This window comes from Bradyrhizobium genosp. P (genome assembly GCF_049949265.1).
Lineage (GTDB): Bacteria > Pseudomonadota > Alphaproteobacteria > Rhizobiales > Xanthobacteraceae > Bradyrhizobium.
In genome coordinates this window covers 7,884,542-7,899,331 of sequence record NZ_CP188195.1, presented here as the reverse complement: position 1 = coordinate 7,899,331, position 14,790 = coordinate 7,884,542, and the positions used below count along the sequence as shown (strand labels likewise).

The following is a 14,790-nucleotide window of genomic DNA, read 5'->3' as shown; positions in this document are numbered from 1 at the left end:
CTCAGTCCTGATAGTAGCCGCGCGGCTGCTGATAATAGGACCGCGGCTGGTAGTAGCCCTGCGGCGCGGGCGCGTAGCCCTGGTTGCCGTAGTACTGCTGCTGGCCATAGCCCTGCTGCGCATAGCCCTGTTGAGCATAGCCTTGCTGACCGTAGCCTTGCTGACCATAGCCTTGCGCGTCGTAGACCCGGCGGGTTGTCCGCGACGACGGCGGCGCCGGGTAGCGCTGGTCGCTCGAACTGCCGTCCGCCGGATAGATATAGCCATCGTCGGCACGCGCCTGTGCCGGATATTCGCGCGGCTGTGGCGTCAGCACCACGGGCTCGCCGACGGCGCTGTCCTGCTGGTCATACTGCTGCGGCGCACGGCGGGCGACGGCGGTGTCGTTGCGCGGACGTGGATTGCGCGCCAAGGCGACCTGCGCCGAACCGGTCAACGTCACCGTGGTATTGAGCACGCCTTCCTTCTCGACCAGCGCGTAGAGCGTGGTCGCGTTGTCGCGCGACAGCCGCACGCAGCCGTGCGAGGCCGGCGTGCCGAGGCGGCCAACCGAGTCGGTGCCGTGGATCGCGTGCCCGATCTTGGTGAAGAAGATCGAATGCGGCATCGGCGCGTCGTCGAATTCCTTGGAGAAGTGATCCTCTTCCATGCGGAACGCGCGGAAGCTGCCGTTCGGCGTTTCGCGCGAGGGGATGCCGGTCGAGACCGGCCAGTGATAGCGTGCGACGCCGTCGACCGCGACGGTCATCTGCTGATTGTCCTTGTCGATAGTGATGTCGACCTTCGCCTGCGCAGCGCCGGCCGTGAAAAGCATCACACTGGTCAAAGCAATGAGGAACGAACGCATTTTACCCTGGCCTCCAAGCCTGATCGCGGCGCCGCGGCTCTCCGTCCCCGGCATTCAATATGCACGGAATCCGGCTTTGGTTCCAGTGGCGTACCAGCCCATCGTTAATCCGGCGCGCGGCGCAAACAAGGCCGAAGACGGGTTTGTCAGTCACGGCGTGCTGACTTTTTCGCGAGCGCCGGCCACAGCTTAGGCCCCGGCTGGGCGGGGGGAACCCCCTGACAGAGCCCCCCAAAAACTCACTCCAATTGTGATTTCTCTGCGTCTGCAAGGCTCTGGTCCGCCTCGCGAAAGCGGGCCCTACGGCCTCGCATTGCAGGGCGTCCAGCTCCTCGATCGCTTTGATCTGGCGGCCGGTCCGCTCAGGGCACGTAAAGATACTTCAACAAGGTGCGCCCCACCGCTTCCAGGCTTTGCACCGAGCACTTGTCGGGCGTGTCCTCGGTGGTGTTGTAGAACGGCTCGTATTCGAAATCGATCACGACAAAGCTCGGAATGCCCGCGAGCTGAAACGCGGTGTGGTCATCGTCGATCGCGTAGGGTGCCGGCTGCTTCTCGAAGGCGCCGGGCGCGATCTTCATCCCGATGTCCCAGAACTTCTTCACCTCCGCTGGCGCCGAGTGGAGCCCGGATTGCTCGGCTTTCAGGTGCAGATCGCGGTCGCAGACCATGTCGAAGTCGAGCATCTTCTCCGGCCTGGCATTCGGATAGAATTCGGCAAGGTGCTCGGTGAAGTGCGGCGAGCCGATCGAGTGGAAGTTCGGATCGCCGGCCCCCATCGAGATCGGGCCCTCCTCGCCGTCGAAGAAAATCATGTCGATCCCGATCGGCGGCGCATCACGCATTTCCGACAACACGCGCGCCGTCTCCAGCAGCACAGCGACGCCGGAGGCGGAATTGTTGGCGCCGGGCATCGGCGCGTCCGGATGTTCGGAATCGCGATAGGCCTTGATGATGCTGTCGTAATGCGTGGCGACGATCACGCGGCGCGGATTTGCGGGGTTGAAACGGGCAATGATGTTGGTCATCGCCATGGTGCGGCCGGCCTCGCTCGCACGCCAGCGCTGGGTCATGATGTTCTCGAATTTCGTCTTCTTCACCTCGGCCATGATGTAGTCGATGGCCTGCTGGTGTCCGGGCGTCTCCATCGCGCGCGGGGTGAATCGCAACAAGTCCACGATCGTGGCGAGCGCACGCTTGCCGTCCCAGGATTCAAGCTTGATCTGGTCGGCATTGACCTCGGCCCGAAGCGGCCCGGGCTGGAGAAGCAGCAGCGCGGCTACGAAGACGATCTGGAATCGGAGGTTTTGCAGCATCATTCAGACCTCGGTTGGCTGCCGTGCAGGCGCCATAAATAGCAACGCGGCGCAGATCGCAAGCATCACCGCGAAGATGTAGGTGATGTTGCGCGATCCGATGGAAGGAATCAGAATGAACGTCGTCAGCAGGGTGCCGGCGACATTGCCGATGGTAGAGACGCCGTAGACCCGTCCCGCCACGCGGCCGGCCTCATTGGCCGATCTGGTCAGCAGGCCGACGGCGATCGGCGAGAAAGTGCCGAGCAGTGCCAGCGGAACCAGCAGGAGCGCGGTTGAGGCTGACAGCGTCGCGGCGGGGCCGTCGCCGATATGGTTCAGAATATTCCGCATGATCACGTCGGCGGTTGCCGGCACCAGCGCGAGCCAGCAAGCCGCGACCAGGATGGCGGCGCCGATGGCGCGCCGCGACGGATAGCGGTCGACGATGGCGCTGCCGGTAAAATAGCCGATGGCGAGCGCGCAGAGAACCGTCGAGATCAGGCTGGCCCATGTGCCGATGCCGCCGCCGAAATAGGGAAAGAGATAGCGGCTGCCCAGCATCTCGAAACCCATCAGAACGCCGCCGGCAATGAAGGCGATGAGGTAGATGGTCGGCGCGAGCGAGCGGGACGGCGTCAAGGCAACTTCCTGTTATGCTGCTCGATGCTTTTCAACGTATCGACCGGCGCGAAATCGTCGGTCATCACGTTGGCCTTGGCGCTGATCGTCTGCGTATCGTTGATGTCGATGCGCTTGCGTCCGGCCAGCATGCCGGCGAGCTGATAGCGCAGGCCGTAAGCCTTGTCGCGCTCGCTTGCGGCTGTGGCGAGGTCTTCCGCCTTGCGTGGCGCGCCGTCATAGGCGACGGTCACTAGGTTATCGTCCGAAGTGTCGTTCGTCTTGTAGAGCTCGATCTGCGGAAGCACCGCGCCGATGGTTTTGACGGCGGAATCGAACAACATGGTGTCGGGATCGACATTTTGCACCACGACGCCGCCATCGGCGAGATGGTCTTTGACGATCTGATAAAATTCCTTGGTCATGAGATGGAACGGCACGAAGGGGCCGCGATAGGCGTCGATCAGGATAATGTCGTATTTGTCCTTTGACTGCGAAAGGAACAGGCGGCCGTCACGGGCCTCGAGGATGAAGTTCGTCTCGTCCCTGATCCCGAAATATTTCCGCGAAAGCGCCAGCACCGCGGGGTCGAGTTCGACCGAGGTGATACTGACATTAGGCAGGAAGCGGTGCAGGTACCATGCGACGCGGCCGCCGCCGAATCCGATCTCGAGGATCGAATTCACGTTCTTCGCGTAGATCAGCGACAAGGTCATGAAACGGGTATAGGGCACCGGCAAGACGCGGTCGTCGCCGGTATCGAGCACGCTCTCGGTGTAGAGTTGCTTGTTGTGCCCGAACGTCATGATGACATAGGGCGGTCGCTGATACACGTAGATGTTGTTGTAAAGCGACTCCCGCGATTCCAGCAGTGTCGTTTTCTCCTGCGCGGACACCGCGCCAATGCCGAGGAATGCGCCTGCGAGCGCGCCGAGTAATGCTGGCCGGATCAACATCAAAACAGGGCTTCCTTGAAAAACCGAAGGATGAATGGCGGCGATTCATAGACCATCGCGGCTGACGGGAACAGGGAAAGTGCCTGGGACAGGAGGCATTCCGGCCTAAAGAAAAAGCCCGGCAATCCCTCGTGGGCTGCGGGGCGTTTGTCCTGGTTGGGAACTGGGGCGCAACCATTTGGCCGCTGGGGCGTTTCACATTCCCGCCCGGCGACGCAATCGCGTCGCGTTTGAAGGAAGCAAGATGAACAAGACCAAGGTTAAGACCGCGGCCGTCGTCCCTGCCGGCCATTTTGCGCGGCCCCTGCTCGCGACCGCAGCCCTTGCGCTTACGCTGCTGGCTCTCCCCCATGCCGGCCATGCCCAAGGCATCGTCCGTGGCGCCCAGCAAGGCGCCTATGAAGGCAATCGAGCCGCCGGACCGGTTGGCGGCGTGGTCGGCGGAGCCGTCGGCGCCGGTGTCGGAGGCGCCATGGGCGCGGTCAACGGCGTCCTCGGGCTGCCGAACCACGGCTGGCGCCATCGCTGCCGCGGCTACTACAACAGCTACGGCCATTTCCGCTGCTATCGGTAAGCATAGGATCGTAGCCCGGATGGAGCGAAGCGAAATCCGGGACCGCTACCACCGCATCCCGTGACCCGGATTGCGCTCCGCTTCTTCCGGGCTACAGATCTCAGCGGACTACAGGGCTCAGTTCTTCAGCCGGTAGCCGGTCTTGAAGATCCACGCCACGACGGCCATGCAGACGACCAGGAATCCGATCGTCATGCCGAGGCTCAGCGCAACGCTGACGTCGGCGATCTCGTAGAAGCTCCAGCGGAAGCCGGAGATCAGATAGACCACGGGATTGAGTAGCGTGATGGTCCGCCAACCCGACGGCAGCATGTTCACCGAATAGAAGCTGCCGCCGAGGAAGGTCAGGGGCGTCACCACCAGCATCGGAATCATCTGCAACTTCTCGAAGCCGTCGGCCCAGATGCCGATGATGAAGCCGAACAGGCTGAAGGTCACGGCGGTCAGCACCAGGAAGGTCAGCATCCAGACCGGATGTTGGATATGCAAAGGCACAAAAAGTCCGGCTGTCGCCAGGATGATCAGTCCGAGGATGATCGACTTGGTGGCGGCGGCGCCGACATATCCGATCACGATCTCGTAGTGGGAGATCGGCGCCGACAGGATTTCGTAGATCGTGCCGACGAATTTCGGAAAGTAGATGCCGAACGAGGCGTTCGAGATGCTTTGGGTCAGGACCGACAGCATCACAAGGCCCGGCACGATGAAGGTGCCGTAGCTGACGCCTTCGACTTGCGTGATGCGCGAGCCGATCGCGGCGCCGAACACCACGAAATAGAGCGAGGTCGACACCACAGGCGAGACGATGCTCTGCAGCAGCGTGCGCCAGGTGCGCGCCATTTCGAACAGATAGATGGCCTGGATTGCGCGGAAATTCATGGCGCCCTCACGAGGCTTACGAAAATGTCTTCAAGCGAGGATTGCCTGGTGTCGAGATCCGAAATCCGGATGCCGGCATTGCGGAGGTCGCTGAGCAGGCTGGTGATGCCGGTGCGGTCGCCCTTGGTGTTGTAATCGTAGGTCACCGCGCGACCGTCGCCGGACAGTTCGAGATTGTAGGCGGCCAGATCAGGCGGCACGGCGTCGAGCCTGTTCTGTAGTTGCAGCGTGAGTTGCTTCTTGCCGAGCTTCTGCATCAAGGTCGATTTGTTCTCGATCAGGACGATCTCGCCCTTGTTGATGACGCCGATGCGATCGGCCATCTCCTCGGCTTCTTCGATGTAATGCGTGGTCAGGATGATGGTGACGCCGGCGGCCTGCAGCGTGCGCACCACCTCCCACATGCCCTTGCGCAGCTCGACGTCGACGCCGGCGGTGGGCTCATCCAGGAACAGGATCTGCGGCTCGTGCGACAGCGCCTTGGCGATCATCACGCGGCGCTTCATGCCGCCGGACAGCGTGACGATCTTGTTGTCCTTCTTGTCCCACAGCGACAGGTCCTTCAGCACCTTCTCGATATGGGCGGGGTTCTTCGGCTTGCCGAACAGGCCGCGGCTGAAGCTGACGGTGGCCCACACGGTCTCGAACGCGTCAGTGTGCAGTTCCTGCGGCACCAGCCCGATCATCGCCCGCGCTGCGCGATAGTCCGTGATGATGTCATGGCCATTGACCAGGATCTTGCCCTGGCTCGGATTGGCGATGCCGCAAATGATGCTGATCAGCGTGGTCTTGCCGGCGCCGTTCGGCCCCAGCAGCGCAAAGATCTCACCCCTGAAGATGTCGAGGTTGATGTTATCAAGCGCCTTGAAGCCGGAGCCGTAGGTTTTCGAGAGATTGGAAACGGAAATGATCGACGACATGGACGGTCAATGATGTGGGGGATGGGGGCGCGCGCGAAGCGGCGGCCCGGGGAGGCGGGGACGGGGGTTAACGGCAGATAGGGACGCTTAATCCGTTCTGCAATCACCCGGCTGAATAGAAAATCTATTCTGCGGCGTGGGCTCGAACCGGCAACTCGACCAATGCAACCATGTAGGTTTTCAGATCATCGGCCACTTCCGGATCGGCCCTCAACTCGGTCAGCGTCCTCGGGCGCGGCAGTTCCTTGCCGTCTTCCTCGAGGACCCCCGCATACAACTCCAGGGCCTCCGGCGCGTTGCGTAACGCCTCGTCAATGTCGTCACCAGCGGATGTGCAGCCGGGAAGGTCCGGAAACCAGACGCCTATGGCGTGGTCCGGTCCCGCGTCCTCAATAACGGCGACGTAGTGAGTCAAAATCTACCTCAGTCAGGCTGCCAACCCGCTCCCTCATAAATGGCACGTACAAGGCCTTTTCCCAAGTCCTTCTTGGGGTGCGGAACGACGAGGGTTTCCCCGGAAGAGGGCTTTTTGAACACGTGATGGGAGCCAGAGACCCGGACCAGCGTCCATCCTTCGCGTTCCAGGCGCCGAATGATGTCGCGACTGCCGGTTAGCATTGGCTGCCGTGATTGTTGAAGTTGCCGGTCTATCGCTTCTTCGCCGGTTTCTTGGCGGCAGCCGGCGCCGGGTGCGCGGGCGGCTCGGTGTCGGCCACCTTGGAGACAGTCAGGATCTGCACCTGGTTGTTAGCAGGCGCGTTGGGATGGGCGGGGTCGAGCAGTTGTTCTTCGCCGAGCCCGATCGATTGCAGGCGTTTGGGGGCGACCTTGAAGGTGTTGACGAGGATGTCCCTGATCGCGTCGGCCCGGCGCTGGCTCAGCAGCACATTGTTCTCGCGCCGGCCGGTCGATTCGATGTGGCCGACGATCAGAAAATTGTAGGGCAGCAGCGACGCGTGCGTCAGCGCATCGGCGATCCGCCCGACGGTCTCGTAGGACGCCGGCAACACGATCGGTGTGTCGACGTCGAACTGGATGTCGGCGTTGAACGTCGGCGCCGTGGTCAGGTCGGGCGCGATCGGCGGCCGCTTTTGCGGCGGCGGTTCGTTCCTCGATCGCGAGCGCGACCGCTCGAGCACCTGCTGGCGCAGCGCGGGAAGATCGATCGTCACCGGCGTCTCGAAATGATTCAGTTTGGCGATGACATCGTCGCGTGTCACGGCCGTCTGCGCCTGCGCGAGCGGTGTCGCCAGCTGCATCAGCGCACCGAGCAGGCCGACCGTGCGCAGACCTCGCATCAGCGGGCGCATCACCGATACCCCGCATCATTGATCGCCTGGGTGCAATTGCGGCTCGCGCCCTTTGCCGTGACGAGGCAGGGCACCGACTTGCTGGTTTCCTTGGTCGAGCCGCCGCACACCCTGACGATCTCGAGCCTGCAGGCATTGGCGACGGTGACGCGCGCGGCGATGCGCTTCTGGATCGCATCGAGCGCCGAGGGATAGCCCGCCTTGCAATCGGCCGATATCACGTCGCGGTTGCGTGACAGGCACTCCTTGAGGCGGTTGGCGTCGAGATTGACGCCACGGCAATTGGCGGTGATGTCGGCGCCGCAGCTCCTGGCAAGCGCTGCCGCCGCATCGCCAAAGCTCATCGTCTCCGCGGCCGCCAGCGACGGCGCGGTGAGCGCGATGACAAAAAGGAAAAACCCTCCCCGGACCATGGGGCCATCTGAACCCATGAAATCAGCGATGGTCAAGGGCTACGAAGAGAGGAGTGACTTTCGTCACGCCCGCTCCACGAAGCTGTCGACCACCTTCTTCTCGCCGGCCTTCTCGAAGGCGATGGTGAGCTTGTTGCCGTCGATCTTGACGACGTGGCCGTAGCCGAATTTCTGGTGAAACACCCGGTCTTCCAGCGAGAATTCCGACACCGTGCCGGTCGATTTGGCGACCAGCTCGCCCTCGATGATCATAGGGCCGCGCTTGCTTCGGTCGAAGCCGCGGGATGAGCCCGAGGCATCGCTTCTTCCGCCCGAAAACGACGACTGCCGTTCCTCGAACCCGCCACGATCGCCGCCACCGCCGCGCGCCTGGCCGCCGCGGTTGCGATTGGCCTGGGCGCGCTGCCAGCCGGGGGTCGAATAGCTCGAGCCGAACGATTCGAGATTGTCGAAGCGCGACGCACCATAGCCGCCGCTGCCGCCCCAGCCGGAGCCGCCCTTCGATTCCGTGATCTCGACATTGTGCGCTGGCAGCTCGTCGAGGAAGCGCGAAGGGATCGTGGTCGACCAGGTGCCATGGATGCGGCGGTTGGTGGCAAAATAGATTTTTGCGCGGCGGCGGGCGCGAGTCAGCCCGACATGGGCGAGGCGCCGCTCCTCCTCCAGCCCGGCGCGGCCCTGTTCGTCGAGCGTGCGCTGGCTCGGGAACAGGCCTTCCTCCCAGCCCGGCAGGAACACGTTGTCGAATTCGAGGCCCTTGGCCGAATGCAGCGTCATCAGCGACACCGCCTCGTCGCTGGCGTCGCCGTCGCGGTCCATCACCAGCGAGATGTGCTCGAGAAAGCCTTGCAGGTTCTCAAACTCCTCCATCGAGCGCACGAGTTCCTTCAGGTTCTCAAGCCGGCCGGCGGCGTCTGCCGAGCGGTCCTTCTGCCACATCTCGGTATAGCCGCTCTCATCGAGCACGATTTCGGCGAGCTCGGTATGCGAGGTGACCTCGCGCTGGGCACGCCAGCGGTCGAACTGCATCACGAGCTCGCGCAACGAGCCGCGCGCCTTCGGCTTCAATTCGTCGGTCTCGACCACGGCGCGCGCCGCCTCGAACAGCGGAATGCGGCGCTTGCGGGCATGATCGTGCAGCATCTGCACGGTGGCGTCGCCCAGGCCGCGCTTCGGCACGTTGACGATGCGCTCGAAGGCGAGGTCGTCGGCCGGCGAGTTGATGGTGCGCAAATAGGCCAACGCGTCGCGGATTTCGGCGCGTTCGTAGAATCTGGGGCCGCCGATCACGCGATAGGGCAGGCCGAGCGTGACGAAGCGATCTTCGAATTCGCGCATCTGGAACGAGGCGCGCACCAGGATCGCGACGTTGTTGAGGTTTTCGCCCGCGCGCTGCAACTCCTCGAGTTCCTCGCCGATCGCGCGCGCTTCCTCTTCCGAATCCCAGGAGCCTGTTACGGTGACCTTCTCGCCGTCGACATCCTCGGTGCGCAGCGTCTTGCCGAGCCGTCCCTCATTATGCGCGATCAGATGCGAGGCGGCGGCGAGGATATGCCCGGTGGAGCGATAATTGCGCTCGAGCCGGATCACCTTGGCGCCGGGAAAGTCGTGGTCGAAGCGCAGGATGTTGTCGACCTCGGCGCCGCGCCAGCCGTAGATCGACTGGTCGTCGTCGCCGACGCAGCAGATGTTTTTGAGGGGAGGCTGAGAGGCGGCGTTTCCACCGTCATTCCGGGGCGCGCCGTCAGGCGCGAACCCGGAATCTCGAGCTGAGTCCTCTTTATCTCGAGATTCTCCGATGCGCGATTGCGCATCGGAGTTCGCATCTTCGATGCGCCCCGGAATGACTTCGGAGAGAGACCGACCCGGCCGCGACGGCGCCTGCGACAAGAGCCGCAGCCACAGATATTGCGCGACGTTGGTGTCCTGATATTCGTCGACCAGGATGAACTTGAAGCGGTTCTGGTATTGCTTGAGCACATCGGGGTTCTCGCGAAACAGCCTGATATTCTCGAGCAACAGATCGCCGAAATCGGCGGCGTTGAGGATCTTCAGCCGCTCCTGATAGGTCGCGTAGATCTTGCCGCCCTTGCCGTTGCCGAACGAGGCAGCCTCGCCGGCCGGCACCTGCGACGGCGATAGCCCGCGGTTTTTCCAGCCGTCGATCAGGCCTGCCAGCATCCGTGCCGGCCAGCGCTTGTCGTCGATGTTCTCGGCCTGCAGCAGCTGCTTCAGCAGCCGCACCTGGTCGTCGACGTCGAGCACCGTGAAATTGGATTTGAGCTGCACCAGCTCGGCATGGATGCGCAGGATGCGGCCGCCGATCGAGTGGAAGGTGCCGAGCCACGGCATCCCTTCGACGGCCTGACCCAGCATGTGCCCAAGGCGCAGCTTCATCTCGCGCGCCGCCTTGTTGGTGAAGGTCACCGACAGGATTTCTTGCGGCCGCGCGCGGCCCTGGCTCAGGATATGCGCGATGCGCGTGGTCAGCACGCGGGTCTTGCCGGTGCCGGCGCCGGCGAGCACCAGCACTGGGCCGTCGAGCGTCTCGACCGCCTCGCGCTGTTCCGGATTGAGGCCGTTGAGATATTGCGGACCGGCGGCTGCCCGCGCACGCGCGGCGATGCCGCCAGCCAAAGGCTGGTGCTCGGGAACGCCGTGAATAGGCAGCTTGCTCGGTTCGGTCATCCGCGAATCGTCTCCGCCCCACGATGGCACCGCGGGACGGTGAAAGGGAGCCTTCTTAACAGGGATTGAAGGCGATATAGGGCCTCGTCGGCGGTTTTGACAGGTTTTATCGGATCGCGCGGGAACGGCTCCACAGCCGGCTCACCGCCGCCCTGGTTCCAAAAACCGGCGAAAATTTCGCGGTTTCACGGTCAGGAACCAGCATTTCGCGGCCGGATTATTTCTCCAGTTCATGCGCCGGCGTCAGCTGGTCGCAGCAAGCGAAACGAAGCAGAGGTGTGGTTATGCTGAGCTGGGTCGTCACGTTCCTGGTCATCGCCCTGATTGCGGGCATTCTGGGCTTCGGCGGTGTCGCGGGCGCCTCCATCGAAATCGCCAAGGCGATCTTCTTCATCGCCATCATCCTGTTCCTGGTGTCGGCGGTGGTCGGATTGGCACGCGGCCGCACACGGGTTTAGTGCGACGACAGTCTATCTCGAGGGCATCGCCACGTTACGGCCGATACCCTCAGGACGCGGCAGGGCCGCGTGGCTGTCCACGATCGCCTGAGCGCGGGCGCGGATATCCGGCGGAAAGGGCGCCACCTTCCGCGCTGTCATGTCCATGTGCAAGGACATGTTTTCCGAGGTCGCCGAGAGCCAGCCTTCGGTGGCGTGGCGCAACTCCTGGAAGGTGTGCAGCCGCTTTTCGTCGGCGCCGAGCAGAGTGACCGAGACCTGCACGGGGTCGCCGAGATGGATTTCCCTTAAGTAGCGCACGTGGCATTCGGCGGTGAAGGTCGAGCAGTGCCGCTCCTTCATGTAGGCCGGGCCGATGCCGATCTGCAGCCACATTTCGTCGACGGCGCGGTCGAACATCACATTGTAGTAGGCCATGTTGAGATGGCCGTTATAGTCGATCCATTGCGGATCGATCTGCATCACCGAGGATTTGAATGGGGCGGGCGGAAGTGGCATCTCCCGGGCAGCAGTCACTGACGTCATGATCCATCCCTGTCTGTTTGGTGCGGTTTGAGCATGAGCTATTCTGAAAGGCCGGCGCCCGTTTTTTCAAGTCATGCTCTCTTGACCCCTTATAGAAGCTTTGCCACGGTCCTCTCAAAGCCGGAGGAAACTTGACGTGGCGACAACGATTTCGAGCAATCTGACGCGACCCGAGCCGCAAGCCCTGAAGGGTGTCATCGATGCGCTGGCGGCGCGGTTCGGCAACCGGCTCGTGACATCGCAGGCCGTGCGCGAGCAGCACGGCCATACCACCACATGGCTGCCGACCCAGGCGCCGGATGCGGTGGTGATGGCCCAGGAAACCGCCGATATCCAGGACGTGGTGCGGATTTGTGCCAAACACGGCGTGCCGGTGATCGCTTTCGGCACCGGAACCTCGCTGGAGGGGCAGGTCAACGCCCCGGCCGGCGGCGTCTGCATCGATCTGCGCGACATGAACCAGGTGCTGGAAGTCCACGCCGACGATCTCGACTGCGTGATCCAGCCCGGCGTGACCCGGAAGGCACTGAACGAGCATCTGCGCGACCAGGGCCTGTTCTTCCCGATCGATCCCGGTGCTGACGCCTCGCTCGGCGGCATGGCCTCGACCCGCGCCTCGGGCACCAACGCCGTGCGCTACGGCACCATGCGCGAGAACGTGCTGGCGCTCAAAGTCGTGCGCGGCGACGGCGAGATCATCACCACGGGCACGCGGGCCAAGAAATCCTCCGCCGGCTACGACCTGACGCATCTGTTTGTCGGCGCCGAAGGCACGCTCGGCATCATCTCCGAACTCACCATCAAGCTGCGTGGCATCCCCGAGACGATCGCGGCGGCGGCTTGTTCATTCGAGACGGTGCGCGGCGCCTGCCAGGCGACGATCCTGGCCATTCAAACCGGCATCCCGGTCGCGCGGATCGAACTGCTCAACGCCGAGCAGGTGAGGGCGTGCAATGCCTATTCGAAATTGACGCTGCCGGAGACGCCGCTGCTGCTGCTGGAGTTTCACGGCAGCGAGGTCGAGGTCGCCGAGCAGTCGAAGAATTTCAGGGACATTGCGGCCGAATGCGGCGGCGGCGACTTCACGTGGACCACCAAGCCGGAAGACCGCACCAAGCTGTGGCAGGCGCGGCACGACGCCTATTGGTCGGTGAAAGCGCTACGCCCCGGCGACCGCATTGGCGTGGTCGCGACCGACGTCTGCGTGCCGATCTCGCGGCTCGCCGACTGCGTCACCGAGACCGAGGACGATCTGAAACGGCTCAATCTGCTGTCGCCGATCGTCGGCCATGTCGGCGACGGCAATTTCCACTGCTCGCTGGTTTGCGACATCGACAACAAGGATGAGATGGCGCGCGGCGAGGATTTCATGCATCGGCTCGTCGAACGCGCGCAGGCGATGGGCGGCACCTGCACCGGTGAGCACGGCATCGGCCAGGGCAAGCAGAAATATTTGAAGGCCGAACTCGGCTCCGAGGCACTCGACGCAATGCGGGCGCTGAAGCGCGCTCTCGATCCGCAGAATATTTTCAATCCCGGAAAGATCGTCCCGGCGGTCTAGTTCATCTGCGATCTTCCGGCCACAGGATGTGGCGATGTTGTGGTTCAGCAAGGCCAAGCGCGTCGAGGTCTGGGACGAACCCGTTGCCGAACAACTCGGCGACATCGAGGCTGCGCAGAGGATTCGCGCGATCTGCCGCGCGGCCGCCGATTGCGCCGAGAAGATCGGCACATCAGACGGCCGCGCGCCGCAGAAACTTCAGCCCGAACGCGAACGCTACGAGCGCGCCGCCAAGGCCGCGATGGCGATCGCGATGAAAATTTCAGACGAACTGGTGCGCGACGCCGCGGTACGCGAGATCGTCGGCCTCTGCATGAAGGCTCACAACATGAAGACGGCGCGGGCGCTGTTCCGCGCGATTCACGCGAGCTCGATCAAGGCCGAGGTGCTGAAGGAGCATCCGACGCTGGAGGGCGAGCAGGGGTGAATTGCTCCGGCCAGGGCGTGTACCCGTGAATTGGTTGCGTCGGTTTTAGCTTCGCGGTCGCAGCATCGATATCATCGGCAAACTCTGGAGGAAATTGTCATGACCACGCGTCGTCATTTTCTGAGGGCGGGCGGGGCTGCTGCCGCCACCGGCATCGTCTTTTGCGGCTGCGGTCTCTCGCATGGGGCGCACGCCCAGCAGCCGACACGGCAGAAATTACCCGTCATGGTCAGCGGCAAACGGGTCAAAACGATCGACGTGCACGCCCATTGCCAGTTCCGCGAAGCCGGTGCACTGCTCGGCGCCAGCACTGCCTCGCTGGTTGACGGACGACCATTCGCCGAGGTCGCGGCCGTGGCCTTCATCGAGATCGACAAGCGGCTCGCCGCGATGGACACGCAGGCCGTCGACATGGAAGTGCTGTCGATCAATCCATTTTGGTATGGCAGCGAGCGCGATCTTGCCGCACAGATCGTGAAATTGCAGAACGAAAAGCTGGCTGAACTCTGCGCCTCCAAACCCGACCGGTTTGCGGCCTTCGCCTCGCTCACTTTGCAGGCGCCCGATCTCGCCGTGCAGGAACTCGAAACCGCGGTCAGCAAACAGGGGCTTAAGGGAGCCGCGATCGGCGGCGCCGTCAACGGCGACGCATTTTCCGATCCGAAATTTCATCCGGTGTGGGCCAAGGCGGAAGAACTCGGCGTGCCCCTGTTCATTCATCCGACGGGCATCCCCGAGCTTGCGAAGAGATTGGCCGGCAACGGTTGGCTCACCAACACGATCGGCTATCCCTTGGAAACAACGATCGCGCTCTCGCACCTCATCTTCGAGGGAACGTTCGATCGATTTCCAAAGCTCAAAGTGATCGCTGCCCATGGTGGCGGCTACCTGCCGTCCTACGCCGATCGATCGGACCATGCCTGTCTGGTCAGTCCGAAAAGCTGCAATCCGAACATCCAGCTCAAGAAGGCGCCGACGGAATATCTCAAGCAGATCTATTTCGATTCGGTGATCTTCACGCCTGAGGCGATCCGGCATCTGGTCGCCCAGGTCGGCGCCGCTCAGGTCGTGCTGGGCAGCGACTATCCCTATCCATTCCAGTTGCAACCGGTCGACCATATTTTCGCATCGGACTCGCTTTCCGACGACCACAGGGCCGACATCCTCGGCCGCACCGCGGCACGACTGTTGAATTTCACTGCCTAAACGTCTGTCATCTCCGCGTTCGGTAATGCGATGAGACACATTGTCTAGCCTGCCCACCGAGCGCGCGCATGGAGGGGGAGCCGAAGTGAATTGCTCCGGCCAGGGCGTGT

General features: G+C 63.0%; 17 protein-coding genes. 5 read left to right on the top strand and 12 right to left on the bottom strand.

What is annotated here, in order from left to right:
* Nucleotide 1: 1 nt before the first annotated feature.
* The 4 genes from ACP2YO_RS37980 to ACP2YO_RS37965 form a co-directional block, all read right to left on the bottom strand.
* A complete protein-coding gene (locus tag ACP2YO_RS37980; RefSeq protein WP_426436177.1) occupies nt 2-847 on the bottom strand; it encodes a L,D-transpeptidase family protein in 846 nt (281 codons plus the stop codon).
* A 362-nt stretch (nt 848-1,209) separates the two neighbouring features.
* Nucleotides 1,210-2,166: a M28 family peptidase gene (locus ACP2YO_RS37975; protein ID WP_426436176.1), complete on the bottom strand. Its 957-nt coding sequence runs from the start codon at nt 2,164-2,166 to the stop codon at nt 1,210-1,212.
* Nucleotides 2,167-2,784: a fused MFS/spermidine synthase gene (locus ACP2YO_RS37970; protein WP_426436175.1), complete on the bottom strand. Its 618-nt coding sequence runs from the start codon at nt 2,782-2,784 to the stop codon at nt 2,167-2,169.
* Nucleotides 2,781-3,719, bottom strand: a complete 939-nt coding sequence (locus ACP2YO_RS37965; protein ID WP_426436174.1) for a spermidine synthase — start codon at nt 3,717-3,719, stop codon at nt 2,781-2,783. The genes ACP2YO_RS37970 and ACP2YO_RS37965 overlap by 4 nt, the downstream gene beginning before the upstream one ends.
* A gap of 244 nt (nt 3,720-3,963) precedes the next feature.
* Here ACP2YO_RS37965 and ACP2YO_RS37960 point away from each other — a divergent pair, with 244 nt between their 5' ends.
* Nucleotides 3,964-4,293, top strand: a complete 330-nt coding sequence (locus ACP2YO_RS37960; protein ID WP_426436173.1) for a hypothetical protein — start codon at nt 3,964-3,966, stop codon at nt 4,291-4,293.
* A gap of 117 nt (nt 4,294-4,410) precedes the next feature.
* Here ACP2YO_RS37960 and ACP2YO_RS37955 read toward each other — a convergent pair whose 3' ends face one another.
* The 7 genes from ACP2YO_RS37955 to ACP2YO_RS37925 all read right to left on the bottom strand — a co-directional run bounded on the left by ACP2YO_RS37955 (nt 4,411) and on the right by ACP2YO_RS37925 (nt 10,503).
* Nucleotides 4,411-5,172 carry an ABC transporter permease gene (locus tag ACP2YO_RS37955; RefSeq protein WP_426436172.1) on the bottom strand — a complete coding sequence of 254 codons (762 nt, stop codon included), beginning with the start codon at nt 5,170-5,172 and terminating at the stop codon, nt 4,411-4,413.
* Complete coding sequence (locus ACP2YO_RS37950) at nt 5,169-6,092, bottom strand: ABC transporter ATP-binding protein (RefSeq protein ID WP_426436171.1); 924 nt, start codon at nt 6,090-6,092, stop codon at nt 5,169-5,171. Before ACP2YO_RS37950 ends, ACP2YO_RS37955 begins: the two co-directional genes overlap by 4 nt.
* Before the next feature lie 124 nt (nt 6,093-6,216).
* Entirely contained in the window at nt 6,217-6,507 is a 291-nt protein-coding gene (locus ACP2YO_RS37945) for a type II toxin-antitoxin system HicB family antitoxin (RefSeq protein ID WP_426436170.1), read from the bottom strand.
* Between the two features lie 8 nt (nt 6,508-6,515).
* Nucleotides 6,516-6,710, bottom strand: a complete 195-nt coding sequence (locus ACP2YO_RS37940) for a type II toxin-antitoxin system HicA family toxin (protein ID WP_426436169.1) — start codon at nt 6,708-6,710, stop codon at nt 6,516-6,518.
* Between the two features lie 29 nt (nt 6,711-6,739).
* Nucleotides 6,740-7,402 carry an OmpA family protein gene (locus ACP2YO_RS37935; protein ID WP_426436168.1) on the bottom strand — a complete coding sequence of 221 codons (663 nt, stop codon included), beginning with the start codon at nt 7,400-7,402 and terminating at the stop codon, nt 6,740-6,742.
* On the bottom strand, nt 7,402-7,815 hold the full coding sequence (locus tag ACP2YO_RS37930) for a hypothetical protein (protein ID WP_426436167.1): 414 nt from the start codon (nt 7,813-7,815) through the stop codon (nt 7,402-7,404). The genes ACP2YO_RS37935 and ACP2YO_RS37930 overlap by 1 nt, the downstream gene beginning before the upstream one ends.
* A gap of 63 nt (nt 7,816-7,878) precedes the next feature.
* A complete protein-coding gene (locus ACP2YO_RS37925) occupies nt 7,879-10,503 on the bottom strand; it encodes an ATP-dependent helicase (RefSeq protein ID WP_426436166.1) in 2,625 nt (874 codons plus the stop codon).
* A gap of 284 nt (nt 10,504-10,787) precedes the next feature.
* Here ACP2YO_RS37925 and ACP2YO_RS37920 point away from each other — a divergent pair, with 284 nt between their 5' ends.
* Nucleotides 10,788-10,961, top strand: coding sequence for a DUF1328 domain-containing protein (locus ACP2YO_RS37920; RefSeq protein WP_426436165.1), 174 nt, complete (start codon nt 10,788-10,790; stop codon nt 10,959-10,961).
* Nucleotides 10,962-10,973: 12 nt separating this feature from the next.
* Here the strand turns inward: ACP2YO_RS37920 and ACP2YO_RS37915 are convergent, their stop codons facing one another.
* Nucleotides 10,974-11,459, bottom strand: coding sequence for a thioesterase family protein (locus ACP2YO_RS37915; RefSeq protein WP_426443412.1), 486 nt, complete (start codon nt 11,457-11,459; stop codon nt 10,974-10,976).
* Between the two features lie 163 nt (nt 11,460-11,622).
* On the opposite strand from ACP2YO_RS37915, the gene ACP2YO_RS37910 reads away from it, so the two are divergent.
* The 3 genes from ACP2YO_RS37910 to ACP2YO_RS37900 all read left to right on the top strand — a co-directional run bounded on the left by ACP2YO_RS37910 (nt 11,623) and on the right by ACP2YO_RS37900 (nt 14,680).
* Nucleotides 11,623-13,047, top strand: coding sequence for an FAD-binding oxidoreductase (locus ACP2YO_RS37910; RefSeq protein ID WP_426436164.1), 1,425 nt, complete (start codon nt 11,623-11,625; stop codon nt 13,045-13,047).
* Between the two features lie 34 nt (nt 13,048-13,081).
* A complete protein-coding gene (locus tag ACP2YO_RS37905) occupies nt 13,082-13,474 on the top strand; it encodes a hypothetical protein (RefSeq protein WP_426436163.1) in 393 nt (130 codons plus the stop codon).
* Nucleotides 13,475-13,573: 99 nt separating this feature from the next.
* Entirely contained in the window at nt 13,574-14,680 is a 1,107-nt protein-coding gene (locus ACP2YO_RS37900; protein ID WP_426436162.1) for an amidohydrolase family protein, read from the top strand.
* The last annotated feature ends 110 nt before the right edge of the window (nt 14,681-14,790 follow it).

Coding starts and splice junctions, on each gene's coding strand:
- ACP2YO_RS37980 (WP_426436177.1), bottom strand. CDS start 847: ATGCGTTCGTTCCTCATTGCTTTGACCAGTGTGATGCTTTTCACGGCC.
- ACP2YO_RS37975 (WP_426436176.1), bottom strand. CDS start 2,166: ATGATGCTGCAAAACCTCCGATTCCAGATCGTCTTCGTAGCCGCGCTG.
- ACP2YO_RS37965 (WP_426436174.1), bottom strand. CDS start 3,719: ATGTTGATCCGGCCAGCATTACTCGGCGCGCTCGCAGGCGCATTCCTC.
- ACP2YO_RS37960 (WP_426436173.1), top strand. CDS start 3,964: ATGAACAAGACCAAGGTTAAGACCGCGGCCGTCGTCCCTGCCGGCCAT.
- ACP2YO_RS37955 (WP_426436172.1), bottom strand. CDS start 5,172: ATGAATTTCCGCGCAATCCAGGCCATCTATCTGTTCGAAATGGCGCGC.
- ACP2YO_RS37950 (WP_426436171.1), bottom strand. CDS start 6,092: ATGTCGTCGATCATTTCCGTTTCCAATCTCTCGAAAACCTACGGCTCC.
- ACP2YO_RS37940 (WP_426436169.1), bottom strand. CDS start 6,710: ATGCTAACCGGCAGTCGCGACATCATTCGGCGCCTGGAACGCGAAGGA.
- ACP2YO_RS37935 (WP_426436168.1), bottom strand. CDS start 7,402: ATGCGCCCGCTGATGCGAGGTCTGCGCACGGTCGGCCTGCTCGGTGCG.
- ACP2YO_RS37930 (WP_426436167.1), bottom strand. CDS start 7,815: ATGGTCCGGGGAGGGTTTTTCCTTTTTGTCATCGCGCTCACCGCGCCG.
- ACP2YO_RS37925 (WP_426436166.1), bottom strand. CDS start 10,503: ATGACCGAACCGAGCAAGCTGCCTATTCACGGCGTTCCCGAGCACCAG.
- ACP2YO_RS37920 (WP_426436165.1), top strand. CDS start 10,788: ATGCTGAGCTGGGTCGTCACGTTCCTGGTCATCGCCCTGATTGCGGGC.
- ACP2YO_RS37915 (WP_426443412.1), bottom strand. CDS start 11,459: ATGCCACTTCCGCCCGCCCCATTCAAATCCTCGGTGATGCAGATCGAT.
- ACP2YO_RS37905 (WP_426436163.1), top strand. CDS start 13,082: ATGTTGTGGTTCAGCAAGGCCAAGCGCGTCGAGGTCTGGGACGAACCC.
- ACP2YO_RS37900 (WP_426436162.1), top strand. CDS start 13,574: ATGACCACGCGTCGTCATTTTCTGAGGGCGGGCGGGGCTGCTGCCGCC.